The following is a 26,037-nucleotide window of genomic DNA, read 5'->3' as shown; positions in this document are numbered from 1 at the left end:
ACGAATCATATAAATAACAATGAATATGTTTAAATTAATAAACAATACTATGAGTAAAAGAGGGCATATCACCCTCGTGGCTCTCTTCATCACCCTCATGGCGTTTGCACAAGATATTAATGTAAAAGGTGTGATATTAGATGAAACTGATACTCCTTTAATTGGAGCAACTATACAAGTAAAGGGAAGCAAGGCAGGTACAATAACAGACTTTGACGGTAATTTTTCAATAAATGCTCCAAAAAACGGAGTCCTGTCGGTTAGCTATATTGGCTATAAGACTCAGGATATAAAGATTCAAGGAAGAACAAAGCTTTCTGTAAAACTGACTCCAGATAATGCCATGTTGGACGAAGTTGTCGTTGTCGGTTACGGAACCATGAAAAAGAACGACTTGACTGGTTCCGTAGCTTCCATAGGTACTAAAAATATAGAAGGTTTTAAGACAGGTTCTGTAATGGCTACATTAGGAGGACAAATTGCTGGTGTACAAGTTACATCAACTGACGGAACACCAGGAGCGGGTTTCGACATCAAGATTCGTGGTGTAGGTACCGTAACCGGAGATGCTTCACCACTTTTCATTGTAGACGGTTTTGAAGTAAGCAGTCTTGATTATTTGTCCAATTCCGACATTCAAAATATGGAATTTCTGAAAGATGCATCCGCTGCGGCTATCTACGGAGCCCGTGCAGCAAATGGCGTTGTATTGGTTACGACCAAATCCGGAAAAGAAGGAAAACCGGTTATTACCTATAATGGTTCAGCCAGCTATCGCAAAATTTCAAAAATGCTAGATCAACTATCTCCATATGAATTCGTTCAATTACAAATGGAAATTAACCCAACGAAATATGCAACTACTTATTTTCAGGAAGGAGTTGATAAAAAAGGAGTTCCATACATCCATCAAACAATTGACGACTATTTAACAGACCTAGGAGTGGACTGGCAAAAAGAGTCTTTTGCCCCGACATGGTCACAAGATCACAATCTGTCTATCACTGGTGGTAATAAAGAAAGTAAATATTCAGCCTCTTTTTCACGTTATGATGAAAATGGTATCTTTACAAACAGCGGTTTTCAGAAAACAACCGGGAAACTCCGTCTAATTCAGCAAGTCACTAAAGCGGTGTCATTCGATGCGACTGTCAACTACGCTAATACAGTGAAAAAAGGAGTAGGTACTTCAGGCGATAACGGACGTTTCAACATGCTTTCCATGATTTTACGTGCACGCCCTACTCCCGGCAACAGTATGACAAATGAAGAATTTCTAGCTGCCGCCATTGACCCGTTAATACTCTCGGATACCGAAAGCATCTCACAGGTAAACCCTATCATCCAAGCCAAATCCGTCAACAGTCGAAAACAGGCAGAATTATGGGGAACAAATCTTGCCGTTACTGTGAAACTGACCAAAGATCTAACATTTAAAACAGCCGGAACTTACAATACAACCAACACTCGCGACGATATTTTTTACACAGAATCATCTCGTGAAGCATATCGTAATGGCAATAGTGCTTATGGACAGACACAAATGACAAAAGCATTGCGCTGGGCAAATAACAATACACTGACATATAATAAGAAATTCAAGAAGAAGCATACGCTTAATGTCATGATTGGGCATGAATTTGTCTTCAATAGCAGTGAATACCTACAAGGTCAGGCCAAAGATTTTCCTTTCGACAATCTGGGAAGTAACAATTTAGGCATCGGCGCAACTCCGAGTAAAGTAAATACCTATAAAAGCGAAAAGAAACTACTCTCTTTCTTTGCCCGTGGAAATTATAATTTCGACAACCGTTACTTGTTAACAGCAACCGTACGTGCAGACGGCTCTACTGTATTCGCAAAAAATAATAAATGGGGTTACTTTCCTTCTTTCTCTGCTGCATGGCGCATTTCCGAAGAGAAGTTTATGAAAGGCATCAAACCTATATCCAACCTGAAACTTCGCTTCGGATGGGGTACGGTTGGTAACGACCGCATTGCTAATAATCTATCAATGGATTTATATACTATGAGTAAATATGGACTCGGAAACCAACTGATTACAGTATTGAATCCTAAACAACTACCCAATACAAACCTCAAATGGGAAGGTTCAACAACTACTAACTTAGGGGTTGACTTGGGATTATTTGAAAACCGGCTGAATGTCTCCGCTGATTTCTTCGTGAAAAACACGAAAGACTTATTGTTGGCTCAAAGTCTGGCATATGTTACAGGATTCGGTTCGCAATACCAGAATATTGGCAAGATACAAAATAAAGGTATTGAGTTGAGCCTAAACAGTACGAATATCCAGACTAAAAATTTCCTGTGGCAAACCGATTTCAACATCTCATTCCTCAAGAATACATTGAAATCTTTGCAGCCTGGTACTACTACGATGTATGCTCGTACGGGATTTAGTTCAGACTTTACAGACTACGATTATATAGCAACAATAGGTTCTTCTTTGGGACAGATTTATGGCTATAAATATGACGGCGTATACCAGACTTCAGACTTCAATGTGACTCCGGATGGAAAAATGATATTGAAACCTGGGATTACTGATATAAGTGAGCATGCGGGAAAAGCTGTAGAACCTGGTATGGTAAAGTATACAGATATTGATGGAGATGGTGTTATTACTACCAAAGACCTTACGGTAATCGGAAATGGTATTCCTAAATGGTATGGTGGTATAACCAATACATTCAATTATAAACAAATAGACTTTAGTTTTATGTTCCAGTTCAACTATGGAAACGATGTTTATAACGCAACCCGTCTCTTCAGTACACAAACTCAAGACGAACGCTATAACCAATTGGCAGAAGTAGCAGACAGATGGACACCCACTCACGCATCCAATCGTGTTCCTTCAGCCAAAGGTTATGTAAAGAATGAATTGTACTCACGTTTTATTGAAGACGGTTCTTTCCTTCGTTTGAAAAATGTTGTATTAGGATACACATTGCCCAATAAATGGACTAAGAAATTCTACATTTCACGCCTACGTGCCTATGCTTCTGCACAAAATCTGTTTTGCATATCTAAATATAGTGGATATGATCCAGAAGTATCTATGGGAGCCAACAACCCGATGACTCCAGGACTTGACTGGGGTGCTTATCCAAAGAGTAGGGTATATACTTTCGGTCTTGAAATTCAGTTCTAATTTATAAAAACAGAAAAAATGAAAAAACTAATATACTATATGTTATTTCTAAGCTGTGTATTTTCATCTTGTTCACTAGATGAGCAAACTTACACAGAAGTGAACAAGGAAACTTACATGAAAAATGCTGCTGAAGCGCAGAATGTTTTATTAGGTGTTTACAGAGACATGATTCAAGGCGGCATTTACGGATACCAATTATCACTTTTATTCACAATCCCCACCGATCTTGCCAAATGTGAAGGAAATAGTACCAATGGAATCCGTTTGGTTCCGGCTAACGCATATACCGCCACCCAATCGGAAGTTCAAAGTACTTGGTCGGCACTCTACAACTCCATTTACGATGCAAATGACTTTATGGAAACATTGCAAAGTAACGTGAACCAATTTACAGATGAAGATAAACAAAAAGCTCTTGTTTATATGGCGGAAGCACGAGCCTTACGTGCATTGTACTATTTTGAATTGGTACGTTGGTATGGAAACATAGCACTGATAACCAACACCGCTCAATCTTACCAACATCCTTCTACTTTTGTACAAGCAGCACCAGAAGATGTGTATGCATTCATTGAAGATGATTTGCAGTTTGCGATAAACAATCTACCATATGCACAGGATGACAAGATACGTTCCAACAACAGTTTTCGTTTTTCAAAAGGAGGTGCACTTGGCTTATTGACTAAAGTATACGCCACATGGGCTGGAAATCCGATAAATAATAAAGAAAAATGGGAAGACGCCGCAAAAATGGCTAAAGTCCTTGTAGAATCAGGTAAACATCAACTGTTAAGTGACTATGAACAACTTTGGCGTAACACTTGTAACGGAATTTGGAATTCGGACGAAAGCTTGATCGAAGCTAGTTTCTACGCTCCAACTGTGACAGGAACTTCTTCTCAAGACCCTTGCGGACGCATTGGTAAATGGAATGGTGTTTCTGCATCCGGTATCAGAGGCGTACGTAATGCAGGAAACTGGAGAGTGGTAAGTACGTTCCTACGCGATTGGAAAGATCGTCAAAGCGATAAACGATGGGCTATATCTTTCTCTGATTATAAATATGGAAAGAATGAAGCGACTGGCGAAAACGGAGTAAAAATACCTATCAATGCCGAATCTTTTGAAACGGCTATTTCCGATGCAGGTACAGCAAAAGCAAAAAAAGCTTACGACAATGGGTGTTGCCCGGCTAAATGGGACACTGAAAAGTATGTAAATGCCAGCAATTATCTGGTCAATGCAGACTTCTCAAACATCAACTGGTATGTATTACGCTACGCAGACGTATTACTACTATATGCAGAAGCATTAAATGAATGGAAAGGTAGTCCTACTACAGAGGCCTATGAAGCTATCAATATGGTACGTCGCCGTGGATTCGGTTTACCTGTAAATACAGCAAACAGTTCATCCGACCTCGCAGCCGGAATGGATCACGATACATTCCAACAAGCTATTCGTGACGAACGTGCATATGAATTGGCTTATGAGGGACATAGACGTCAGGATTTAATTCGTTGGGGAATTTATTACGAGAGCATTCGTAAAACAGCACAGGACTTGGTGGACTGGTGCAGTGATCCTAATTATATCTGTGTAGACTTCACCAAAAAAGGTAAACATGAATTATTGCCAATTCCACAACGAGATATGAAGTTAATGACATCTTTCGAACAAAATCCAGGCTGGAAATAATTCTTTGTAATGAACGTTTAGAATCCCCCAATAAAGTTGTGTCAAAAGTAAATCGTAATAATATTAGCTTACGGCACAACCTTATTGGAGAATTTTAAAACCTTTTTCAACAAAATCAAAACTGGAAAAGCAGAGTTCAAACACCTTTTGGACAATCCTGCAACGCAAAGTTAAGCCTTTCCGCTACTTTTGTATCAGTTACAAAACTTCTAAAAACAATCACTTAAAATGAATAACATGAAAAAGAAACTTGTTCTCTTTGCTTCGGTTACTATCGCACTTGCATCGTGCCAGACAGCCCCAAAGGAAGACTACAGTTGGATTAAAAAAGGACTGGATGTAGCTTCTGCACAATTACAACTTTCAGCAGAAGAAGTTGACGGTACAGGTCAGCTTCCACGTTCTATCCGCACAGGTTATGATATGGATTTCCTTTGTCGCCAGTTGGAAAGAGACTCACTGACGTTCAAAGATTCACTCCGCGCACAACCGACTGCCGAACAATTAGGCAAACGCCGTCTTTGCGGTGTTTATGACTGGACAAGCGGTTTCTTCCCCGGTTCTTTGTGGTACGCATACGAGCTGACAGGAAACGACACACTGAAAGCGGAAGCTATTCAATATACCAATCTTCTGAATCCGGTACGCTATTATAAAGGTACACACGATTTGGGATTCATGATTAATTGCAGCTATGGTAATGCAGAACGTCTTGCGCCCAATGACACTATCGCAGCAGTAATGAGAGAAACAGCAGACAATCTTTGCGGACGTTTCAACGATTCTATCGGTGCTATCCGCTCATGGGATTTCGGAACATGGAACTTCCCGGTAATCATCGACAATATGATGAACCTTGATCTTCTGTTCAACGTAGCCAAAGCAACCGGTGACAACAAATATAAAGATATTGCTATCAAGCATGCCATGACTACCATGCACAACCACTTCCGTCCTGACTATACTTGCTGGCACGTAGTAAGCTATAATAATGACGGAACCGTTGAACGCAAACAAACTCACCAGGGAAAGAACGACGATTCTTCATGGGCACGCGGACAAGCATGGGCTGTATATGGTTACACAGCTTGCTACCGTGAAACAAACGACAGTACTTTCTTGAACTTCGCTGTAAAAATAGCCGATATGATTATGGATCGTGTAAAAACAGACGACGCTATTCCTTATTGGGATTACGATGCTCCCGTGACAGAAGAAACTCCGCGCGACGCTTCGGCTGCTTCTGTTACTGCTTCGGCATTAATCGAATTAAGCACAATGGTTCCCGACGGAAAGAAATACTTGGATTACGCAGAGAAAATTCTGAAGAGCTTGTCAAGCGATGCATACCTTGCAAAAGTTGGCGACAACCAGGGATTCATCTTGATGCACTCTGTAGGTTCACTGCCTAACGGTTCTGAAATTGATACTCCACTGAATTATGCTGACTACTACTATCTGGAAGCATTGAAGAGATTCATGGAGTTAAAGAAGTTGAGAGTGGAGAATGGAGAGTTGAGAGTGATCCAATAGTACAAAAGTAGGAGTATTCTCAATCGTAAATAGTAAATTGTAAAATCGTAAATTATATCATGAATAAAACTTTAAAGTATATCGTTCTGCTGGCAATCGTTTGTTTTGTAGGCAGAGCTAGCGCCCAGGAGTTGAAAAGCGAAGTATTTTCACTTCTCAACCTGGACTATCCGGGACTGGAAAAAGTGAAAACGCTGCACCAGGAAGGTAAAGACGAAGATGCCGCAAAAGCATTGCTCGACTACTACCGTGCACGTACCAACGTGAAAACTCCGGATATTAATCTGAAAAAGGTTACTATCGGCAAAGAAGAGCAACAATGGGCAGACGATGCACTGAAACATACTTTCTTTGTTCATAAAGGTTATCAGCCTTCTTACAATTACGGAGAAGACATTAACTGGCAGTACTGGCCGGTAAAGGATAACGAACTTCGCTGGCAACTTCACCGTCACAAATGGTTCACTCCGATGGGTAAAGCTTATCGTGTATCCGGTGACGAAAAATATGCCAAAGAATGGGCACACCAATACATCGACTGGATTAAAAAGAATCCGTTGGTGAAGATGGACAAGAAAGAATATGAAATGGTTAGCGACGGAAAAATCAAGGGCGAAGTAGAAAACGTACGTTTCGCATGGCGTCCCCTGGAAGTGAGCAATCGTCTGCAAGACCAGACTTCACAGTTCCAGTTGTTCCTGCCTTCTCCTTCTTTCACTCCGGACTTCCTGACTGAGTTCTTAGTGAATTATTACAAGCATGCCATACATATCTTAGGCAACTACTCCGACCAGGGTAACCACTTGCTATTCGAAGCTCAACGCATGATTTATGCCGGCGCTTTCTTCCCGGAATTCAAAGATGCTCCGGCTTGGAGAAAGAGTGGCATCGACATCCTGAACCGTGAAATTCATGTACAGGTATATGAAGATGGCGGACAGTTCGAACTCGACCCGCACTATCACCTCGCTGCTATCAATATTTTCTGCAAGGCATTAGGTATCGCTGACGCTAACGGATTCCGTAAGGAATTCCCACAGGACTATTTGGATACAATCGAAAGCATGATTATGTTCTATGCAAACATTTCTTTCCCGGATTACACAAACCCATGTTTCAGCGACGCTAAGTTGACAACTAAGAAGGAAATGGTGAAGAACTACAAATCATGGAGCAAACTGTTCCCGAAAAATCAGGCTATCAAATACTTTGCAACAGAAGGTAAAGAAGGCGCATTGCCGGATTATATGTCTAAGGGATTCTTGAAATCAGGTTTCTTCGTATTCCGTAATTCCTGGGGGATGGATGCTACCCAAATGGTAGTAAAAGCCGGTCCGAAAGCATTCTGGCACTGCCAGCCGGACAACGGTACATTCGAACTTTGGTTCAATGGCAAAAACTTGTTCCCGGATTCAGGTTCATATGTATATGCAGGAGAAGGTGAAGTGATGGAACAACGCAACTGGCATCGTCAGACTTGTGTACACAATACTGTAACCCTGAACAACAAAAACCTGGATACTACAGAATCAGTTACCAAACTGTGGCAGCCGGAAGGTGCCATCCAAACTTTGGTTACCGAAAATCCAAGTTACAAGAACTTGAAGCATCGCCGTTCCGTATTCTTCGTTGATAACACTTACTTTGTTATTGTAGACGAAATGGCAGGCAGCGCCAAAGGTTCCATCAACCTTCACTACCAGATGCCGAAAGGAGAAATCGCAAACAGCCGCGAAGACATGACATTCCTTACTCAGTTTGAAGATGGAAGCAACATGAAACTGCAATGTTTTGGTCCTGACGGTATGAGTATGAAAAAAGAACCCGGATGGTGTTCAACTGCTTACCGCAAACGTTACAAACGTATGAATGTATCATTCAACGTGAAGAAAGACGGCGAAGAAGCTGTACGTTATATCACTGTTATCTACCCGGTTAAGAAGAGTGCAGATGCCCCTAAATTTGCAGCTAAGTTCAAGAACAAAGCGTTCGACGAAAACGGACTGGAAGTAGAAGTGAAAGTGAACGGAAAGAAACAGTCATTAAAATATAAACTCTGATAAACAGGCATTAACCAATGCCGGTCAGAGCGTAGCGAAGAATCTCCTCTCTACGTTATAAAGAGAGGAGATTTTTCGTCACTACGCATCCCCTGAATGACAGTCATATCCGGCTATTATTCGTTTATTAATATCACATTCTCCTCTAAATACTCTTTATTATGAGAAACAATCCCTCTACCCTACTCCTTCCATTAGCTGCACTAAGCCTTGCTTCCTGCGGCAATCAGAAGAAAGAAGAAACTAAACGACCGAACATCATCTTTATGATGACGGACGACCATACCACTCAAGCCATGTCCTGCTATGGCGGAAACTTGATTCAGACTCCCAACATGGACCGGATTGCCAACGAAGGTATCCGTTTTGACAACTGTTATGCAGTCAACGCCCTCTCCGGTCCGTCACGCGCTTGTATCCTCACCGGCAAATTCAGCCACGAAAACGGTTTTACCGATAACGCAAGCACATTCAACGGTGACCAACAGACATTCCCCAAACTTCTCCAACAAGCCGGATACCAGACCGCAATGATTGGTAAATGGCATCTTATCAGCGAACCGCAAGGCTTCGACCATTGGAGCATCCTTAGCGGTCAGCACGAACAGGGCGATTATTACGACCCCGACTTCTGGGAAGACGGCAAGCATATCGTAGAAAAAGGATATGCAACAGATATTATCACTGACAAAGCCATCGAATTCCTTGAAGGCCGTGATAAGAATAAACCGTTCTGCATGATGTATCACCAGAAAGCACCGCACCGCAACTGGATGCCTGCTCCCCGCTATCTCGGCATCTTCAACAATACTACTTTCCCCGAACCCGCCAACCTGTTCGATGACTACGAAGGTCGTGGAAGAGCAGCCCGCGAACAAGACATGTCTATCGAGCACACACTGACGAATGACTGGGATCTCAAACTATTGACCCGCGAAGAGATGTTGAAAGATACGACAAACCGTCTTTACAGCGTATATAAGCGTATGCCTCTCGAAGTACAGGATAAATGGGATTCCGTATATGCACAGCGTATCGCAGAATATCGCAAAGGCGATTTGAAAGGCAAAGCATTAATCAGTTGGAAGTATCAACAGTATATGCGCGACTATCTGGCTACCACATTAGCGGTAGATGAAAATATCGGTCGCCTGATGAATTATCTCGAAAAGATTGGTGAACTGGACAACACCATTATTGTCTACACTTCCGACCAAGGTTTCTTCCTTGGCGAACACGGCTGGTTCGACAAACGCTTCATGTACGAAGAATGTCAACGTATGCCGCTTATTATCCGTTATCCGAAAGCTATCAAAGCAGGAAGCACCAGCAACGCCATCAGCATGAACGTGGACTTCGCCCCTACTTTCCTTGACTTTGCCGGAGTGGAAATCCCGTCTGATATCCAAGGCGCATCCTTGAAACCGATATTGGCAAACGAAGGCAAAACTCCCGCCGACTGGCGCAAAGCCGCTTACTACCATTACTACGAATATCCGGCTGAACATTCTGTAAAGCGCCACTATGGTATCCGTACACAAGATTTCAAACTCATTCATTTCTACAACGACATTGACGAATGGGAAATGTATGATATGAAAGCCGACCCGAGAGAAATGAACAACGTCTTTGGTAAGCCGGAATATGCAGAGAAGCAAAAGGAATTGATGCAGCTTCTCCAGGATACCCAAAAGCAATATAAGGACACTGACCCCGATGAAAAGGAAAAAGTTCTTTTCCAAGGCGACAGAAGACTGATGAAAAATAGATAAAGATTAACCAAAAACAATTATATCATGGATAGAAGAAGTTTTTTAAAAAACACAGGCTGGTCTTTCCTCGGATTGGCAGCTTCGGGCAGTTTACTGGGTGCTTGCGCACCAGGAAGCAAGGATGCCAAAAAAATTATGCCATCAGCAAGCAACCTCAAAATGTATTGGGGCGACTTACATAACCACTGTAACATCACATACGGACACGGCGATATGCGCGACGCTTTTGAAGCGGCGAAAGGACAATTGGATTTTGTCAGTGTAACCCCTCATGCCATGTGGCCGGATATTCCCGGTGCGGACGACCCTCGTCTGAAATGGGTAATCGACTACCACACAGGCGCTTTCAAACGTTTACGTGAAGGCGGTTACGAGAAATATGTAAAAATGACGAATGAGTACAACAAGGAAGGTGAATTCCTGACTTTCGTAGGATACGAAGCTCATAGCATGGAACATGGGGATCATGTTGCACTGAACTATGATTTGGATGCACCGCTTGTAGAATGTACTTCAATCGAGGACTGGAAAGAAAAGGCTAAAGGACATAAGGTATTCGTTACTCCGCATCATATGGGATACCAGGGCGGCTACCGCGGTTACAACTGGAAATGCTTTACCGAAGGTGATATTACTCCGTTCGTAGAAATGTACTCCCGCCACGGTCTGGCAGAAAGCGACCAGGGCGATTACCCTTACCTGCATGATATGGGACCGCGCCAATGGGAAGGGACCATCCAATATGGTCTTGAACTAGGTAACAAATTCGGTATTATGGCTTCCACCGACCAGCACTCCGGTTATCCGGGAAGTTATGGCGATGGACGTATCGGCGTACTGGCTCCGTCACTGACCCGTGACGCTATCTGGGAAGCACTCCGCACCCGTCACGTATGCGCTGCGACAGGTGATAAGATTCTTATAGATTTCCGTTTGAACGATGCTCTTATGGGAGATGTAGTTCGTGGTAACAGCCGTCGCATCTATCTGAACGTAACGGGTGAAAGCTGTATCGACTATGTAGATATTGTAAAGAACGGACAGATTCTGGCTCGTATGAACGGCCCGTTGACTCCGGTTGCTCCGGAAGGTGATACGGTACGTTGCAAAGTTAAAGTTGATTTCGGTTGGAATCGTGAAGAGAAATACGTACATTGGCAGGGCAAATTGTCATTAGACAAAGGACAACTCCATGGCGTGACTCCTTGTTTCCGTGGTGCAGCTTTCACTTCTCCGCAAGAAGGTGAAACAGAGTTCCACACACACGTCAACCGCATCGTGTCTGTTGGCGACAAGGAAACCGAACTGGATATGTATAGCAGCAAGAATCCGAATACGACGACTGCGGCCATGCAAGCAGTAATCCTTGATGTTGAGATGCCGAAAGACGGTAAGATTATCGCTGAATTCAACGGCAAGAAGTTTGAACATACATTGGGCGAATTGCTCGAAGGTTCACGTTCACACTTCATGATCGGCTGGTTGAGCGAAGCAATCCTCTTCAACCGTGCTATGCCGGAAAGCTGCTTCACAGTAGAGCACTACATGGAAGACAAGGAGCCTCAACGTGATACGGATTATTACTATGTACGCGCCCGCCAACGTGACGGACAATGGGCTTGGAGTTCACCAATATGGGCAGAAAGAGTGTGATTTTCAAGTATTAAGTAATAAGTATCAAGCATTACTTTGCAGATATGGAAAAAGAATACGCTATAGGGATAGACCTTGGCGGAACTTCTGTGAAATACGCCCTTATTGATAATGAAGGCGTATTTCATTTTCAAGGGAAGTTGCCGTCGAAAGCCGATGTATCAGCAGAAGCTGTCATCGGGCAGTTGGTTGCCGCCATCAATGAAGTGAAGGCTTTTGCAGAAAAGCAAGGACTAAAGGTGGACGGTATAGGAATCGGAACACCGGGAATCGTAGACTGTACGAACCATATTGTTCTGGGTGGTGCGGAAAATATCAAAGGCTGGGAAAACCTGCACTTGGCAGACCGCATTGAATCGGAAACCGGTATTCCGGCTTTATTGGGAAATGACGCTAATCTGATGGGATTGGGCGAAACGATGTATGGAGCCGGGCAAGGTGCTACCCATGTTGTGTTCTTAACGGTAGGAACCGGCATCGGCGGTGCGGTAGTCATCGACGGCAAACTGTTCAATGGCTATGCCAACCGCGGAACGGAATTGGGACATGTGCCTTTAATTGCCAATGGCGAACCTTGCGCCTGTGGTTCTGTCGGCTGCCTGGAGCATTATGCTTCTACTTCTGCTTTGGTGAGACGCTTCAGCCAACGGATAACGGAAGCCGGTATTTCTTATCCGGGTGAAGAAATTAACGGAGAATTGATTGTACGTCTTTACAAAGAAGGTGACAGGATTGCCACCGAATCCCTCGAAGAACATTGTGATTTCCTGGGGCATGGAATTGCCGGATTTATCAATATCTTCAGCCCGCAAAAGGTTGTGATAGGCGGTGGATTATCGGAAGCCGGAGACTTCTATATCCGGAAAGTCAGTGAGAAAGCTCACCGCTATGCCATCTCCGACTGTGCCGTGAATACGGAAATCATGGCTGCCGCATTAGGCAACAAAGCCGGAAGTATCGGAGCCGCCTCACTTATATTTACTCAATTTTCCGCTCCCAATCTAATTAAATTATGAAAAGAAATTTAGGAATGCTGGCGCTGATTATGGCGTTCTGGTTCACCATCTCATTCATTACTAATATCCTGGGACCACTCATTCCGGACATTATTCACAATTTCAACCTGAGCGACCTGGCGATGGCGGGATTTATCCCGACTTCTTTCTTCCTGGCTTACGCCATCATGTCCATCCCTGCCGGACTGCTTATCGACCGTTTCGGTGAAAAGCCTGTACTATTCGGTGGATTCCTGATGCCGTTTATCGGAACAATCTTGTTTGCCTGTATGCACACCTATCCGATGTTGCTGGCTTCTTCTTTCATTATCGGATTGGGAATGGCTATGTTGCAAACTGTATTGAATCCGCTTCAACGTACCGTAGGCGGCGAAGAAAACTATGCTTTCGTTGCCGAACTGGCACAATTCATGTTTGGAATCGCTTCCTTCCTGAGCCCATTGGTATATACGTACTTGATTCGGGAACTCGACCCTGTAACTTACACAGCCGGAAAAGGATTCTTTATTGATTTACTGGCAGACATAACCCCACGTGAAATGCCTTGGGTATCTCTTTACTGGGTATTCGCATTGATTCTGCTGGTAATGTTAATCGCTGTCAGTGTATCCCGTTTCCCGAAAATCGAATTGAAAGAAGACGAAAAAAGCGGTTCCAAGGACTCATACCTGGCTTTATTCAAACAGAAATATGTCTGGTTGTTTTTCTTGGGAATCTTCTGCTATGTAAGCACGGAACAGGGAACATCTATCTTTATGAGCACATTCCTTGAACAATATCATGGAGTGAACCCGCAGACCGACGGCGCGCAAGCTGTAAGCTACTTTTGGGGATTGATGACTGCCGGATGCCTGGTAGGCATGGTGTTATTAAAGTTGATTGACAGCAAACGATTGTTGCAGTTCTCAGGAGTATTGACGGTTGTACTGTTGCTCTCCGCACTGTTCGGAAACAAAGAAATATCGTTAATTGCCTTCCCTGCTATCGGATTCAGCATTTCGATGATGTATTCCATCGTATTCTCATTGGCACTGAATTCCGCCTCACAGCATCACGGTTCTTTTGCCGGCATCCTGTGTTCAGCAATCGTAGGCGGAGCCGGTGGGCCGATGATTGTCAGTACAATAGCGGATGCGACATCACTTCGTACAGGTATGCTGTTTATCCTCGTTTTTGTAGGATACATCACCTTTATCGGTTTCTGGGCTCGCCCGTTGATTAACAACAAGACGGTGAAATTGAAAGAGTTGTTTAAAAGACGATGAACGATTAGTTATAAATAATATAATAATGAAACAACGAACCTATATTTTCCTATTGTTCTCCATCCTGCTGTCTGCAAACGGATATGCACAGAAAGGCATCATGCATCTGAGTCAACAGACATTAATGCATGAAGTCCGCGAAACGCCTTCTCCACTGGACGGACAGCATATAACAGTCAATCCGCCACGCTTCATGTGGCCGGACAAGTTTCCTCATCTCGGTGCTGTTCTCGACGGTGTAGAAGAAGAGGATTACAAACCGGAAGTGACTTACCGTATCCGTATTGCGCGCGATTCAGAGTTCAAATCAGAAGTAATTACTGCGGAAAGAAAGTGGGCTTTCTTCAACCCTTTCAAGTTGTTCGGGAAAGGGAAATGGTATTGGCAGCACGCCTATGTAGACAAAGACGGAAAGGAAGAATGGTCACCTGTTTACCATTTTTATGTAGACGACCAGACACGAACGTTCAATCCGCCTTCGCTGCAAGAAGTATTGGCTAAATTGCCTAAAACTCATCCCCGCATCTTGCTTGATGCCAACGACTGGGATAATATTATCGAACGGAATAAGAATAACCCGGAAGCACACGCGTATATCAAGAAAGCCAACAAATGCCTCAATCATCCGTTGAAACATCTGGAAGAAGAGATTGATACGACACAAGTTGTCAAACTGACCAATATTGTACAGTATCGCTCCGCCCTGATTCGTGAGAGCCGGAAGATTGTAGACCGTGAAGAAGCGAATATCGAAGCAATGGTACGCGCCTATTTGCTGACTAAAGATGAAGTGTATTATAAAGAAGGTATCAAACGCCTTTCCGAAATTCTTTCCTGGAAGAATAGTAAATATTTCGCAGGAGACTTCAATCGTTCCACTATCCTGTCCATGAGTACTTCGGCTTATGACGCATGGTATAACCTGCTGACACCAGAAGAGAAAAAACTGCTTATAAGAACCATCCGTGACAACGGCAAGAAGTTCTATCACGAATACGTCAACCACCTAGAAAACCGTATTGCCGACAACCACGTTTGGCAAATGACGTTCCGTATTCTGAATATGGCAGCCTTTGCTACATATGGGGAACTTCCGATGGCTTCCACTTGGGTGGATTATTGCTACAATGAATGGGTATCCCGTCTGCCGGGACTTAATACCGACGGTGGATGGCACAACGGTGATTCTTATTTCCAGGTCAACCTGCGTACGCTAATCGAAGTCCCCGCTTTCTACTCCCGTATCAGCGGATTCGACTTCTTTGCCGACCCCTGGTATAACAATAACGCACTTTACGTTATTTACCAGCAACCGCCATTCTCGAAATCTGCCGGACAAGGTAATTCGCACGAGTCAAAGCTAAGACCGAACGGAACACGGGTAGGTTATGCGGATGCATTGGCACGCGAATGTAACAATCCATGGGCGGCCGCTTATGTACGCACGATATTGGAAAAAGAACCGGATATTATGAAGAAAACACTCTTAGGAAAATCCGGTGACTTGACTTGGTATCGTTGTACGACAAAGAAATCTTTGCCGGAAGAAGAGCATTCATTGGCTGAACTTCCCATGGCAAAGGTGTTTAATGAAACAGGAATTGCAACAATGAATACCTCTTTGGGAGAAATAGATAAGAATGCAATGCTTTCATTCCGTTCCAGCCCTTACGGTTCTACTTCTCATGCACTTGCCAATCAGAACGCTTTCAATACATTCTATGGTGGAAATGCAATTTTCTACAGTAGCGGACACCGCACGGGATTCACAGACGACCATTGCATGTACTCCTATCGTAACACACGTGCGCATAACAGTATCCTCGTCAACGGAATGACCCAGAAGATAGGTACGGAAGGATACGGATGGATTCCACGCTGGTATGAAGGGGAAAAGATTTCGTATATGGTCGGAGATGCGTCCAACGCTTATGGCAAGGTGACTTCTCCCCTATGGCTGAAGCGCGGTGAACTCTCCGGCACTCAATACACACCTGAAAAAGGCTGGGATGAGAACAAAGTAAATATGTTCCGTCGCCACATCATTCAATTGGGAACTACCGGAGTATATGTAATCTATGATGAACTGGAAGGAAAAGAAGCTGTAACATGGAGTTATCTTCTGCATACGGTAGAACTTCCTATGGAAATGCAGGAAATGCCCAACGAAGTAAAAATCACTGGAAAGAACAAGGCCGGCGGTATTTCCGTTGCCCATCTATTCAGTTCGGCAAAGACGGGACAAGCCATCGTAGATACTTTCTTCTGCGCTCCGACCAACTGGAAGAATGTAACGAATGCTCAGGGAAAAGCTCTGAAATATCCCAATCACTGGCATTTCTCCTCTACAACGGTTCCTTGCAAGACTGCCCGTTTCTTAACGGTTATGGATACACACGGGAACAACCGTTCGGACATGGAAGTGATTCGTAAAGGCAATACCATACAGGTAGGCGATTGGACTATCACTTGTAATCTGACAGATAAAGGAAAAGCCGCTATCAGTGTCACTAATAAGGCTGAAAAGGTTTCTTTGAATTATGATGCAGGTAAAAAGGAAGGTGCAACGGTTGTTACTGACCAGGTGAAAGGCAAACAGGTCAACAAGGTTCTGACGGACTATTTACCTGATTTTGAGATATAATCAATATCCTTTAATACAAAAAAATGTCCCATTCTCCTTTTGACAATAAAAGAAGAATGGGACATTTTTATAGATATATGATTTTATAAATCATAAATAGACAATCTCGGATATTTTGAATAAAGTCCGGTATTCTGCAACTCTTCCTTTTCAGGAATACGGAACAAGTAATACTTACTATTCGGAACAAAGGGAGTATTATCCGGCAGACTGATAATAGTATGTCCCTTAACGGATATTTCTTTATCACCCACTGTAATCTTTCCATTATATTCCTTACGCTCTACCGATTGCTGGTTACGAATGAGGTCAGTCAAAGCAAAACCTTCTCCCCACAATTCCTTACGGCGCTCTTTCCATATTTCCTGTATCAACGCATCACCGGTTTCCGTAACCGCCGTTGCCGTTTTACCTTCCTTCATGCGGGCATCACGCAAAGTCTTCAATAGTTGTTGTGCTTCACCCGCCTTACCGGCCAGATGAGCAGCCGCCTCAGCTTTAATCAAATACATCTCCGATGTACGCATCATCACTAAATCCGCCAACATATTGTCGAGGTCTTTGAATATGAATTTCTTATTCAACATAGCCCAGTCTCCATAAGCCGTCTGTCCCCAGTCGAATAAATCCTTGCGGTAGTCACCCTCTTCAAACTCTTCCTTGAAATAAGGATCGACATTAAGACTTGTATAAGCGTCGGATGTGCAGTCTTTGAAATAAAACAGATAACAGGGCATATTGTCATCAATCGTACATGACAAGCCCCACATCCACTCTTTATTGGTATAATCATTGAATCCACTCTTATATTCATTCTCATTCATCAAATAAGAGTTAATTGCCAAGGCATCTGATGCATAGTCATATGCCTTCTGCCAGTTACGAGCATACAGATGAGTACGTGCCAGCAAGCCCAGCGTTACAGAATAATCAATCTGATACTGGGCATTTGCGTCATTTCCATGTGAGTAGTTTTCCGGAATCAGCAACAAGGCATCCTCCAAATCACTCAAAGCCTGAGCAAAAACTTCTGATACACTGGAAGCCGGTTTTCCCGTCAAAGCAACTTCGTTATCCGTCGGTTCAGTATATATTGGAACGCAAACAGCATTCGGATCTTTATCAATGGCAAAAGAATAATGCGTAGCCAAAATCATATATGCATACCCACGTGTAGCAAATGCTTGTCCCTTGATCCGGGCCTTATCTTCTTTCGTACCTGCCGCATCATCTATATACTTCAATATGCCGTTACAGTTATTAATCGGATCATACATCAAATCCCAAAGCACCCCATTATACTCACCACGAGCATACCCGTTTGTCAAGTTATAACTTCCGGAGAAACCGTAGCTTCTTGTCCTTACAGCGTCCGAACCGGCAAAATCGTCATTCAGCATTATAGAACCCATGCCAATGGATGCATAGGTAGAACCCGAATTAAAAATATAGTTCCACGCACCCCTCAACACACGTTCCGCATTCTTCGTATCTTTATATACATTCGGAGCGTCTAATGAAGTGGTAGGAGTAGTATCCAAATCACATGACACCACCGCACATACCATCAAAATAACTCCACATACATTTTTAAGGTTTATCTTCATTGTTGTATTCATTTTAAAGTTTTACATTGATACCAAATGAAATTGTCTTCATAGCCGGATAACGGAAAGAAGCCATACCACTGACCGGCTGTTCCGGGTCAAGTCCCTGCTGTTTGCTGAATGTCAGCATATTTTCACCTTGAACAAACACGCTTGCATCCTTTAAAGTCAGCGGGTGCAACCATTTCTTCGGTAAGTTATAGTTGAGTGTTATTGTCTTTAAACGAAGGAAAGAACGGTCTACCAGCCAACGCGTAGAAGAAGAGGTAAACTTGCTTGTACCATCCTGCGTCAACCGTGGAATATCTGTATTTGTATTTTCCGGTGTCCAGCGGTTCAAGAGCTCTTTACTCATGCTATCTCCGTTACCACCGTTTACTCTCATCAGCATCGTTATATCATTATTATAGATTTTTCCACCGATACCATAAGAGAACAACATAGATAACGACAGGTCTTTCCATGTAAGGTCTGACTGGAAACCACCACTCAATTTCGGTAAAGAGCTACCGGCTTTCACTTTCTTATCAGAAGTCAGAGCCGAATAGTCATCGGTCAAATGCCTCGTACCGTCAGCGTCATAATAAGCCCATTGTGCATCTCCGGTTTCGGGATCTACACCTCCCCATTCATACAGCCAGAAGTCATACAATGAACCGCCTTGTACCCATTTCTTGCTGCCTTGCCACATTACTTCCGTAGGTAATTGCACTATTTTATTTTTATAAGTCGTCATATTTACCGACAACCGCCATGTCCAGTCACGAGTCAATACAGGTGTAGCATTCACAGTAAATTCCCAACCATAGTTTTTCAATTTACCAATATTCGCATCAATGGAACTGAAACCGGAAGAAGATACCAAATCACGACTGAACAACAAATCTTTGGACGCACGGTTAAAGTATTCAATCGTACCATTGATACGGTTATTCAAGAAGCCGAAATCCAGACCGATATTAAAGTTCAAATTCGTTTCCCACGACAAATCAGGAGTTGCCAGACGGGAAGCGTGAAGAGTAGTCTCACCCAGGAAGCTACCGATACCATATAATTCCTGATAAGCATAATAACCTACATTATCATTGCCTTGAGCACCATAACTGGCACGAAGACTCAGGTTTGACAGCCATCTGTCGGCTACACTTTTCATAAAAGACTCCTGATGGATTTTCCAGGAAGCACCGAACGACCAGAATGTTCCCCAACGATTGTCGGGATGAAAACGTGACGATCCGTCGGTACGCATGGATGCCGATAAGAAATAACGCTGGTTGAAAGAATATTCGGCACTTCCGAAATAACTGAGCAGTTTATACTGGTCGCTATTTCCACTGAAACCCGTCAATGTAGAAGCTGCGTCCGGTTCAAAAAAGCCATCAGTGATAACACCGGAACGTGATCCTCCGAAGTTGGAAGTGTTATATTCATAATACTCCTGACCTGCCATCAAACGGATATTGTGAAGCTCTTTAAAATTATGCTCCCAGTTTACCACATTATTAAATGTCATACCTGTAGTCCGGTAATTATGTTTGCTCACCGAACCCACCAAAGGCTCCTTTCCATAAGTGGGATTTGTGTAATCATGCGAAAACTTACTGTTGTAATCTATACTCAAGGACATCTTATAAGTCAGTCCCTTAAGCGGAGCTACCTGCAAATATCCACGTACCGAAGCCGCATCTCTCTTTATTTCATTTTTGTCATAAGGCATGGATTGGACAAAATTATACCCGCGATAGGAACTCTTACGATAATTTCCGTAGTCATAGATTTTATTTCCATCGTCATCCCGCAAATATTCGCCGTTATCAGGATTCCGTTCATATACCGGATAAAAAGAAGGTAATGAACGCGCAGCCAATACGATGTTACCGATTGCGGTATCATTCTGCTTCGGATAATCCTGAATAGAATGAGTTCCCGAAACATTCAAGCCGACCTGTAACCAGTCGCGCAAATCAGAAGTGATATTAGTACGTAATGTATAACGCTTGAAGCCTGAGCAGATATATGCACCCTGATCGTCCAGATACCCCAATGAGAAATAATATTTCGTCTTCTTACTTCCACCTGAGATTCGGGCGCTTAAATCCGTATAGTGAGCGTCTTGCGTCAAAGCGTCCTCCCAACTATCGTCCCACAAGGGCGTAGCTCCTGCCACCAGTTTACCGTCAATACCCACCGGCTGGCCATACTTGCTTCCATAAGGATTGATACCGATAGTAGATATCAACTCGGACGAAGATCTCTGCGCAGCATCTTCTGTCGAATGACCGTCATCCATGTATTTATTGCGCATAGCTTCCCATTGTAGCGTGAAATAATCATTCGTGCTTAACTGGTCATAATCTCTTACCGCACGACTTGAGAAACCATACTTGGCAGACAACTCGATAACCGGAGCAGAGTCAACACCTTGTTTGGTGGTAATCATAATCACACCGTTCGCAGCACGTGAACCGTATAACGTAGCAGCGGCAGCATCTTTCAACACCGTGATAGAAGCAATATCTTGTGAAGAGATGGAAGACAAAGCCCCATCGTAAGGAACGCCATCCACTACATAAAGCGGATTGGTAGACGCATTGGCCGAACCGATACCACGAATATATATACTGGCATCTTCTCCGGGTTGCCCGCTCGTTGAGAATGATTGCAGACCTGCCACACTACCTTGCAATGCTTTCGAAACACTACTGACTTGTGATGATGCAATCAACTTTTTATCAACCACTCCGGCAGAACCGGTGAAGGTGGATTTCTTGACAGTTCCGTAAGGTACGGTAATGACTACTTCATCAACTGCCAGAGAGGTTTCCTTCATCTCTACATTGACAGTTGTACGTCCTTTTACCGGAACTTCCATCGTTTCATAGCCTATATACGAAAAGACAAGAGATCCTTTCCCATCGACTTTCAATAAGTAATCGCCATCAATGGATGTTATTGTACCTTGCCGTCCATTACTGTCTTTCACAACAATGGTCACACCTGCCATTCCCTCTCCATGAGAAGTGACTTTTCCCCGCACAGTAACATCTTGCGCATAGGTAGTCATACACAAGAAAAGAGCACAAAAAGTTCCGATAATTTTAATAGGGACTGCATTCAAAGAATAAAATAAAGACTTGCGAGCTTTGTAATTCATTTGCGTGTTATTTGTAGCTTATAGCCTCCCCGGATTGAGCGGTAAATATAAAAAAGGCATGGGAGTCTGTACTTTTGCTTATCCCGAACTCAGGCTCTCGCATTGCCCATCTACAAGGATAAGCAACGCCAGCTAGCCCACGCCAAGATGAAATATGCAGAACACTACGCATAGCGTAATGTTTGATAAAACACCCTAAGTGGACGCTTTCCGTTGCCTTATCTTCTTGTAGATTTCAAATTTGCGAGATTTGAGTTCAGAAGATAACGTTTGGTAAACGCCTTTCTTAAATAAAATGTCCCGCCGCCCCCTCTGGGGCTAGCTGGACGTGCAAATATAGAGAGTTAAATTAAGACAGACAAACTTTATTTTACTTTTCTTGTTTCTTTTCCGTTAGGCAGACTTTCTTAATAGCTTATATGCGGAATAACAAAAAAAACAGGAGAGTTTATTATCACTCTCCTGTTTTCCCTATTCTTTCCTTTTTTCAAAGTTCATTGAATTTAATGCTACGCATTCTTTACTATATCCGTAAAATCAGACCAGTTTTCTACTTTGTAACCTCTAATATCACGGACAGATTTTTTAAACCAATCTATTTTAGACAAGTCCATGATCGCTTTAATTACATTTCCCAAATCATCACTTTCGGTTAGATAAGTACTACCTTGCACCCAGTTAAAGCCATTTCGTCTTAAAACTTCCTTTATTTCAAAATAAGCATTATTGTAAGGTTCACCATAATGCTTTTTGAGATTTGAAATGACCATATCGAAACTTATTGCAAACATTCCTCTTCTTTTAGTGGTTTAAACAAATCTTTCTGCCCGAAAAAGATAACTCCCTTATCTGTCTTTGCAGAGATGACAATGCCAATAAAGGGATTGTTTTCAACCTCTATCACCGTTGCCGGCGTCCAGTCGGCAAGCATAGTCAAATCGGGTGATACTAATACTTTGTCTCCTACTTTCATAACGAGTTACCATTTAATTTATGAGAACAAAGATAAGTACTTAAATTTGCACGAACAAACGTTTTACTAATTATTATCCTATCAATAAAAAACAGGAAAGCTTATTATCACTCTCCTGTTTCATTATGAAAATGTAGAAATTGTCCTTTACTAATCTGAAATTATCTCACAAAAGCGTGTTGCTCATAATATTCATACACGCTTCCATCTTCTTTCTCTTTTTCACGAAGTTCATACACTAGCTCTGTCTCAGTCATCTTGGTCACCGTCCAAACTTCTGTATATCCTTCGTCGTCAGCATCAATCATGGTAAGCTTATTACCTGAATATGTCCATGTTCCATGATAATAATTAGTACCACCTGAAAGATTATAGACATCTTTCTCTACGTAAGTTCCATCTTCTTTGAATTCAATAGAATAGCGATTGGTACCATTCACAAAATCCTCTTTATGGTTATTCACCATTTCACCATCCTCCCATTCCTGGTCGAGATAGTACACACCATTCCAAGTTCCAAGTAACAAATCACGTGAACCCACCGAATCTTCATCATCATCGCCACAAGAACATACACTAAACGATAACAGCACTACTGCCATACATGCAGCCATTTTCCATAAAATTTGCTTCATAATACATTCATTTTACTAATTGTTTATACTAAAAAATCACTCATTCCCAACATTCATTCAAGAAAACCTCATTCATAAACTAAGTTAATATCATTAGTCACAAAATCAATCTCCCAATGAGCGCCTTCTCCACTCTCCCACTGATAATACTCCGCCATACGATTCCACCAGTCCTGAAACTTGGCTCCAGTCTCGCCTAAGTCCTTCACTAATTTCTCATATAAAGCATCGTTATCAGCAGATACAATTTTAGCTAATTCATTCAAGCCATTCTGACGTTCAAAGAGTTGTTGAATTTCACACTTCTCTTCCTCTGTCACTTTTCCAACTACTTTTCTCATTTCTTTATTATATCAAAAGGATCCAGATACCTTATTTCTTTTATTTCTACGTTTTTCATACAAACATTCCCTGATTGACGGGTAACAGCTAATAATGCACGTGCCGCATTTCGTTCCAGATGTGAAACAACACATTGTTCATGCGAAGGAGTATTTACTTCCAACGTAGTTTTCCTGTTTAGATAAATACAACGTTTACACTGATAAGCATCACAGATACGGCACAGAGGAGCATAATCCAAACGATAAAGTTGCGGATTCTTGATGTCAAGACCTTTTTTCAAATCTCCTATGGCAGCTTCTTCACCTTCCAGATAAAAAGCGGGACAAACATAAAACTTCCCATCAGGTGCCAATGTTATGCTTTCCCATCCGGCATTGCAATTGTTCATCCTGTCTAACATGATACGGTCAGTCAGCAAATTAAGTTGCGGATTCTCTCCCTGAGCATAACATGCCGAAATCATCTTCGAAATAGCTTGTAATACTTGCTTGTAAATAGTAAAGTCTACATCTGTAAAGTCGGCTATATCAGTAAATACGATATTTAAACGATATATCCTTGGTAGAATACAATCTAAAGACAAATACTTATCAAAGAAATCCTTTTTTGATGTTCGAAGCACATAAGTTTGACCTGAAGCAAACTGAAAACTCAAAAATGTGTTCCAGTCATTGAAAACCATCACATCTGCTTCTTCCCGACAACCGACGGGAACAATCTTGCTATGGTCAATAGTTTCAATAGTTTCCTTATACTCATCAGGAAGTTCGTAATCGGGATACACAAACTGAATCGATAAATTTTGTTTCATAGCAAAAAATATACCTGCTTTCAAATCATCCAAAGCTATCAGCCTACGTGCCTTACCGCTATTTTCATAATAACAGAAAGACGTACTTGTATCGTCTAATTGTATAATCAGATATTGAATCATAGCGTTAACAAATTACATTGTTTGACATCTTTTGCCTTTTCCCAAACTCATCACACTCACCCTCCAATTCCAGTTTACGGAAAAGCTTGTTCCAGTAATAGTTATTGGCATGAACGCGTGCCTTGTGCATTTTGCAGATAGCAGTGCTCCGCTGATAAATAGTTGGAGTGTCGGCAGCATCGTAGTTCTCACCTTGACACCATGCACAGCCACTAGCTACCTCACAATCAATACATTCTTTCGCACTCTGCGTACAACGGTCAAGAGTTAAGAATGGACGAAGCTTGTTTTTGTCAATGCCATCATGAATATTTCCGATAATCCATGCTTTCTTACTGCGCAAAGAGTATTGGGCAAAACGAGTACAAGGATAGAAATTACCTGCTGCATCCACAGCAAGCATCATACCGGCTCCACACCAATTCTGATTATCCAGTACACAATCCATAGGTTTGCCTATATGTTCTGTAAAAAACGAACAAGTGTAATCCTGATAATATCCTCCATCTATAATCACATCGGCCAACTGTATAAGTTGTTCCTCAAAAAGAGCCTCATCTCCTTGTTTCCAGACGGGTTCAAAAACACAGTTTATGTTAACTTCGTGTATGCCAATACTATACAGGTGGAGAACACTTTCTTTAATGTAAGGAATGTCCGCACTACTGATAGTTACTTTCGTTCCCGCATTTGGGAACTGTTCCAACCATAATGGTATATTACGCGCCACATCTTTATAAGAACCCCGATCCGTTATTTTATACACACGATTCAGGTCATGTTTCATCTCCGTACCGTCTATAGTGATGCCGATACTTAAATGCTCTCTATTCTTCTTGATAAAATTCTGCACTTTCTCTTCATGGTAATTAATGCCATTAGTAGAGAACGAGAAACGATAAGAGTTAAACCAATGGTGGTTTCGCCGGAACAGTTCCACCTTAATATAATCGCATATCCTATCTATCAAACCTATTTCCAAAAAGGGTTCTCCTCCGATAAAATCCCAGACAACGGATTCTTCCCGGAATTCTTCTTCCCGTTCCAAAATATAGTCAACAGCTTGCCTAGCTACTTCCCAAGACATGCGTTCTTTTGTATTCTTACCTACAAGATAACAGTACTTGCAAGCAAGCTGGCAGTCTTTTGTGACAATGAAAGTAATATTCTTTGTCCTTCCAAACTGCCAACCGGCATCTTGTTCTTTTATTTCCATTCAGCAATTATCATTTACTTGAATTCTTACATGTACCCGTACAACTGGAATAACATTCTCCTTTGCAACTGTGGTTACAACTGGAAGGAATAGTAAGCGCTTTTCCCCTACATGAAGTTGCGCAAGTTCTCGTACACTGCCCGCTGCAAGTATCCTTGCATTTCCCACTACAATCCGAACAACCTCCTCCAGTATCATCCAAAGGCGGTTCATCAATTTCACATGAAGTGAGAATACTTGGTAATGCAGTCAATGCTATTGCCGGAAGTACAAGTCCTGCCGCTTTCTTAAAAAACTGTCTTCTGGAAATTAGTTCGTCGTTGTTATTTTTCTTTTTCATAAATATAATCC

At 42.4% G+C, this 26,037-nt stretch carries 18 protein-coding genes; 9 read left to right on the top strand and 9 right to left on the bottom strand.

The features are described 5' to 3' along the window. The first annotated feature begins 25 nt into the window (after positions 1-25). From BacF7301_RS13585 to BacF7301_RS13545, 9 genes are all read left to right on the top strand, one after another. Positions 26-3,178 carry a SusC/RagA family TonB-linked outer membrane protein gene (locus tag BacF7301_RS13585; protein WP_167963598.1) on the top strand — a complete coding sequence of 1,051 codons (3,153 nt, stop codon included), beginning with the start codon at positions 26-28 and terminating at the stop codon, positions 3,176-3,178. A gap of 18 nt (positions 3,179-3,196) precedes the next feature. After that, entirely contained in the window at positions 3,197-4,879 is a 1,683-nt protein-coding gene (locus BacF7301_RS13580) for a RagB/SusD family nutrient uptake outer membrane protein (protein ID WP_167963596.1), read from the top strand. 228 nt (positions 4,880-5,107) lie between these two features. Beyond that, the gene (locus BacF7301_RS13575) at positions 5,108-6,412 is read left to right on the top strand and encodes a DUF4995 domain-containing protein (RefSeq protein WP_167963594.1); all 1,305 of its coding nucleotides are present in this window, start codon (positions 5,108-5,110) and stop codon (positions 6,410-6,412) included. 59 nt (positions 6,413-6,471) lie between these two features. Then, positions 6,472-8,472, top strand: a complete 2,001-nt coding sequence (hepC, locus tag BacF7301_RS13570; protein ID WP_167963592.1) for a heparin-sulfate lyase HepC — start codon at positions 6,472-6,474, stop codon at positions 8,470-8,472. Positions 8,473-8,633: 161 nt separating this feature from the next. Further along, entirely contained in the window at positions 8,634-10,244 is a 1,611-nt protein-coding gene (locus BacF7301_RS13565; protein WP_167963590.1) for a sulfatase family protein, read from the top strand. A gap of 24 nt (positions 10,245-10,268) precedes the next feature. Next, positions 10,269-11,897: a PHP domain-containing protein gene (locus BacF7301_RS13560; RefSeq protein ID WP_167963588.1), complete on the top strand. Its 1,629-nt coding sequence runs from the start codon at positions 10,269-10,271 to the stop codon at positions 11,895-11,897. Positions 11,898-11,941: 44 nt separating this feature from the next. Then, complete coding sequence (locus BacF7301_RS13555) at positions 11,942-12,913, top strand: ROK family protein (protein WP_167963586.1); 972 nt, start codon at positions 11,942-11,944, stop codon at positions 12,911-12,913. Next, positions 12,910-14,178: a sugar MFS transporter gene (locus BacF7301_RS13550; RefSeq protein ID WP_167963584.1), complete on the top strand. Its 1,269-nt coding sequence runs from the start codon at positions 12,910-12,912 to the stop codon at positions 14,176-14,178. Before BacF7301_RS13555 ends, BacF7301_RS13550 begins: the two co-directional genes overlap by 4 nt. A gap of 25 nt (positions 14,179-14,203) precedes the next feature. Beyond that, entirely contained in the window at positions 14,204-16,822 is a 2,619-nt protein-coding gene (locus BacF7301_RS13545; RefSeq protein WP_167963582.1) for a DUF4962 domain-containing protein, read from the top strand. A gap of 83 nt (positions 16,823-16,905) precedes the next feature. On the opposite strand, the gene BacF7301_RS13540 is transcribed toward BacF7301_RS13545, so the two are convergent. The 9 genes from BacF7301_RS13540 to BacF7301_RS13500 form a co-directional block, all read right to left on the bottom strand. Continuing rightward, positions 16,906-18,429 (bottom strand): RagB/SusD family nutrient uptake outer membrane protein, encoded by a 1,524-nt coding sequence (locus BacF7301_RS13540; RefSeq protein ID WP_167963580.1) that lies wholly within the window; start codon positions 18,427-18,429, stop codon positions 16,906-16,908. Positions 18,430-18,442: 13 nt separating this feature from the next. After that, a complete protein-coding gene (locus BacF7301_RS13535) occupies positions 18,443-21,583 on the bottom strand; it encodes a SusC/RagA family TonB-linked outer membrane protein (protein ID WP_245208237.1) in 3,141 nt (1,046 codons plus the stop codon). A gap of 509 nt (positions 21,584-22,092) precedes the next feature. Further along, positions 22,093-22,374: a virulence protein gene (locus BacF7301_RS13530; protein WP_167963578.1), complete on the bottom strand. Its 282-nt coding sequence runs from the start codon at positions 22,372-22,374 to the stop codon at positions 22,093-22,095. After that, complete coding sequence (locus BacF7301_RS13525; protein ID WP_167963576.1) at positions 22,362-22,556, bottom strand: transcriptional regulator; 195 nt, start codon at positions 22,554-22,556, stop codon at positions 22,362-22,364. The genes BacF7301_RS13530 and BacF7301_RS13525 overlap by 13 nt, the downstream gene beginning before the upstream one ends. A 161-nt stretch (positions 22,557-22,717) precedes the next feature. Further along, positions 22,718-23,191 carry a lipocalin-like domain-containing protein gene (locus BacF7301_RS13520; protein WP_245208236.1) on the bottom strand — a complete coding sequence of 158 codons (474 nt, stop codon included), beginning with the start codon at positions 23,189-23,191 and terminating at the stop codon, positions 22,718-22,720. 68 nt (positions 23,192-23,259) lie between these two features. Beyond that, positions 23,260-23,532 (bottom strand): CXXX repeat peptide modification system protein, encoded by a 273-nt coding sequence (locus BacF7301_RS13515; protein WP_073348064.1) that lies wholly within the window; start codon positions 23,530-23,532, stop codon positions 23,260-23,262. After that, positions 23,529-24,470: a CXXX repeat peptide maturase gene (locus tag BacF7301_RS13510; RefSeq protein WP_167963574.1), complete on the bottom strand. Its 942-nt coding sequence runs from the start codon at positions 24,468-24,470 to the stop codon at positions 23,529-23,531. Before BacF7301_RS13510 ends, BacF7301_RS13515 begins: the two co-directional genes overlap by 4 nt. Before the next feature lie 4 nt (positions 24,471-24,474). Then, positions 24,475-25,686, bottom strand: coding sequence for a radical SAM peptide maturase, CXXX-repeat target family (locus BacF7301_RS13505; protein WP_167963572.1), 1,212 nt, complete (start codon positions 25,684-25,686; stop codon positions 24,475-24,477). Between the two features lie 10 nt (positions 25,687-25,696). Next, positions 25,697-26,026, bottom strand: a complete 330-nt coding sequence (locus BacF7301_RS13500) for a hypothetical protein (protein ID WP_167963570.1) — start codon at positions 26,024-26,026, stop codon at positions 25,697-25,699. Between the last annotated feature and the right edge of the window lie 11 nt (positions 26,027-26,037).

Source organism: Bacteroides faecium (assembly GCF_012113595.1).
GTDB lineage: Bacteria > Bacteroidota > Bacteroidia > Bacteroidales > Bacteroidaceae > Bacteroides > Bacteroides faecium.
This window is presented reverse-complemented; position numbering and strand designations above follow the sequence as displayed.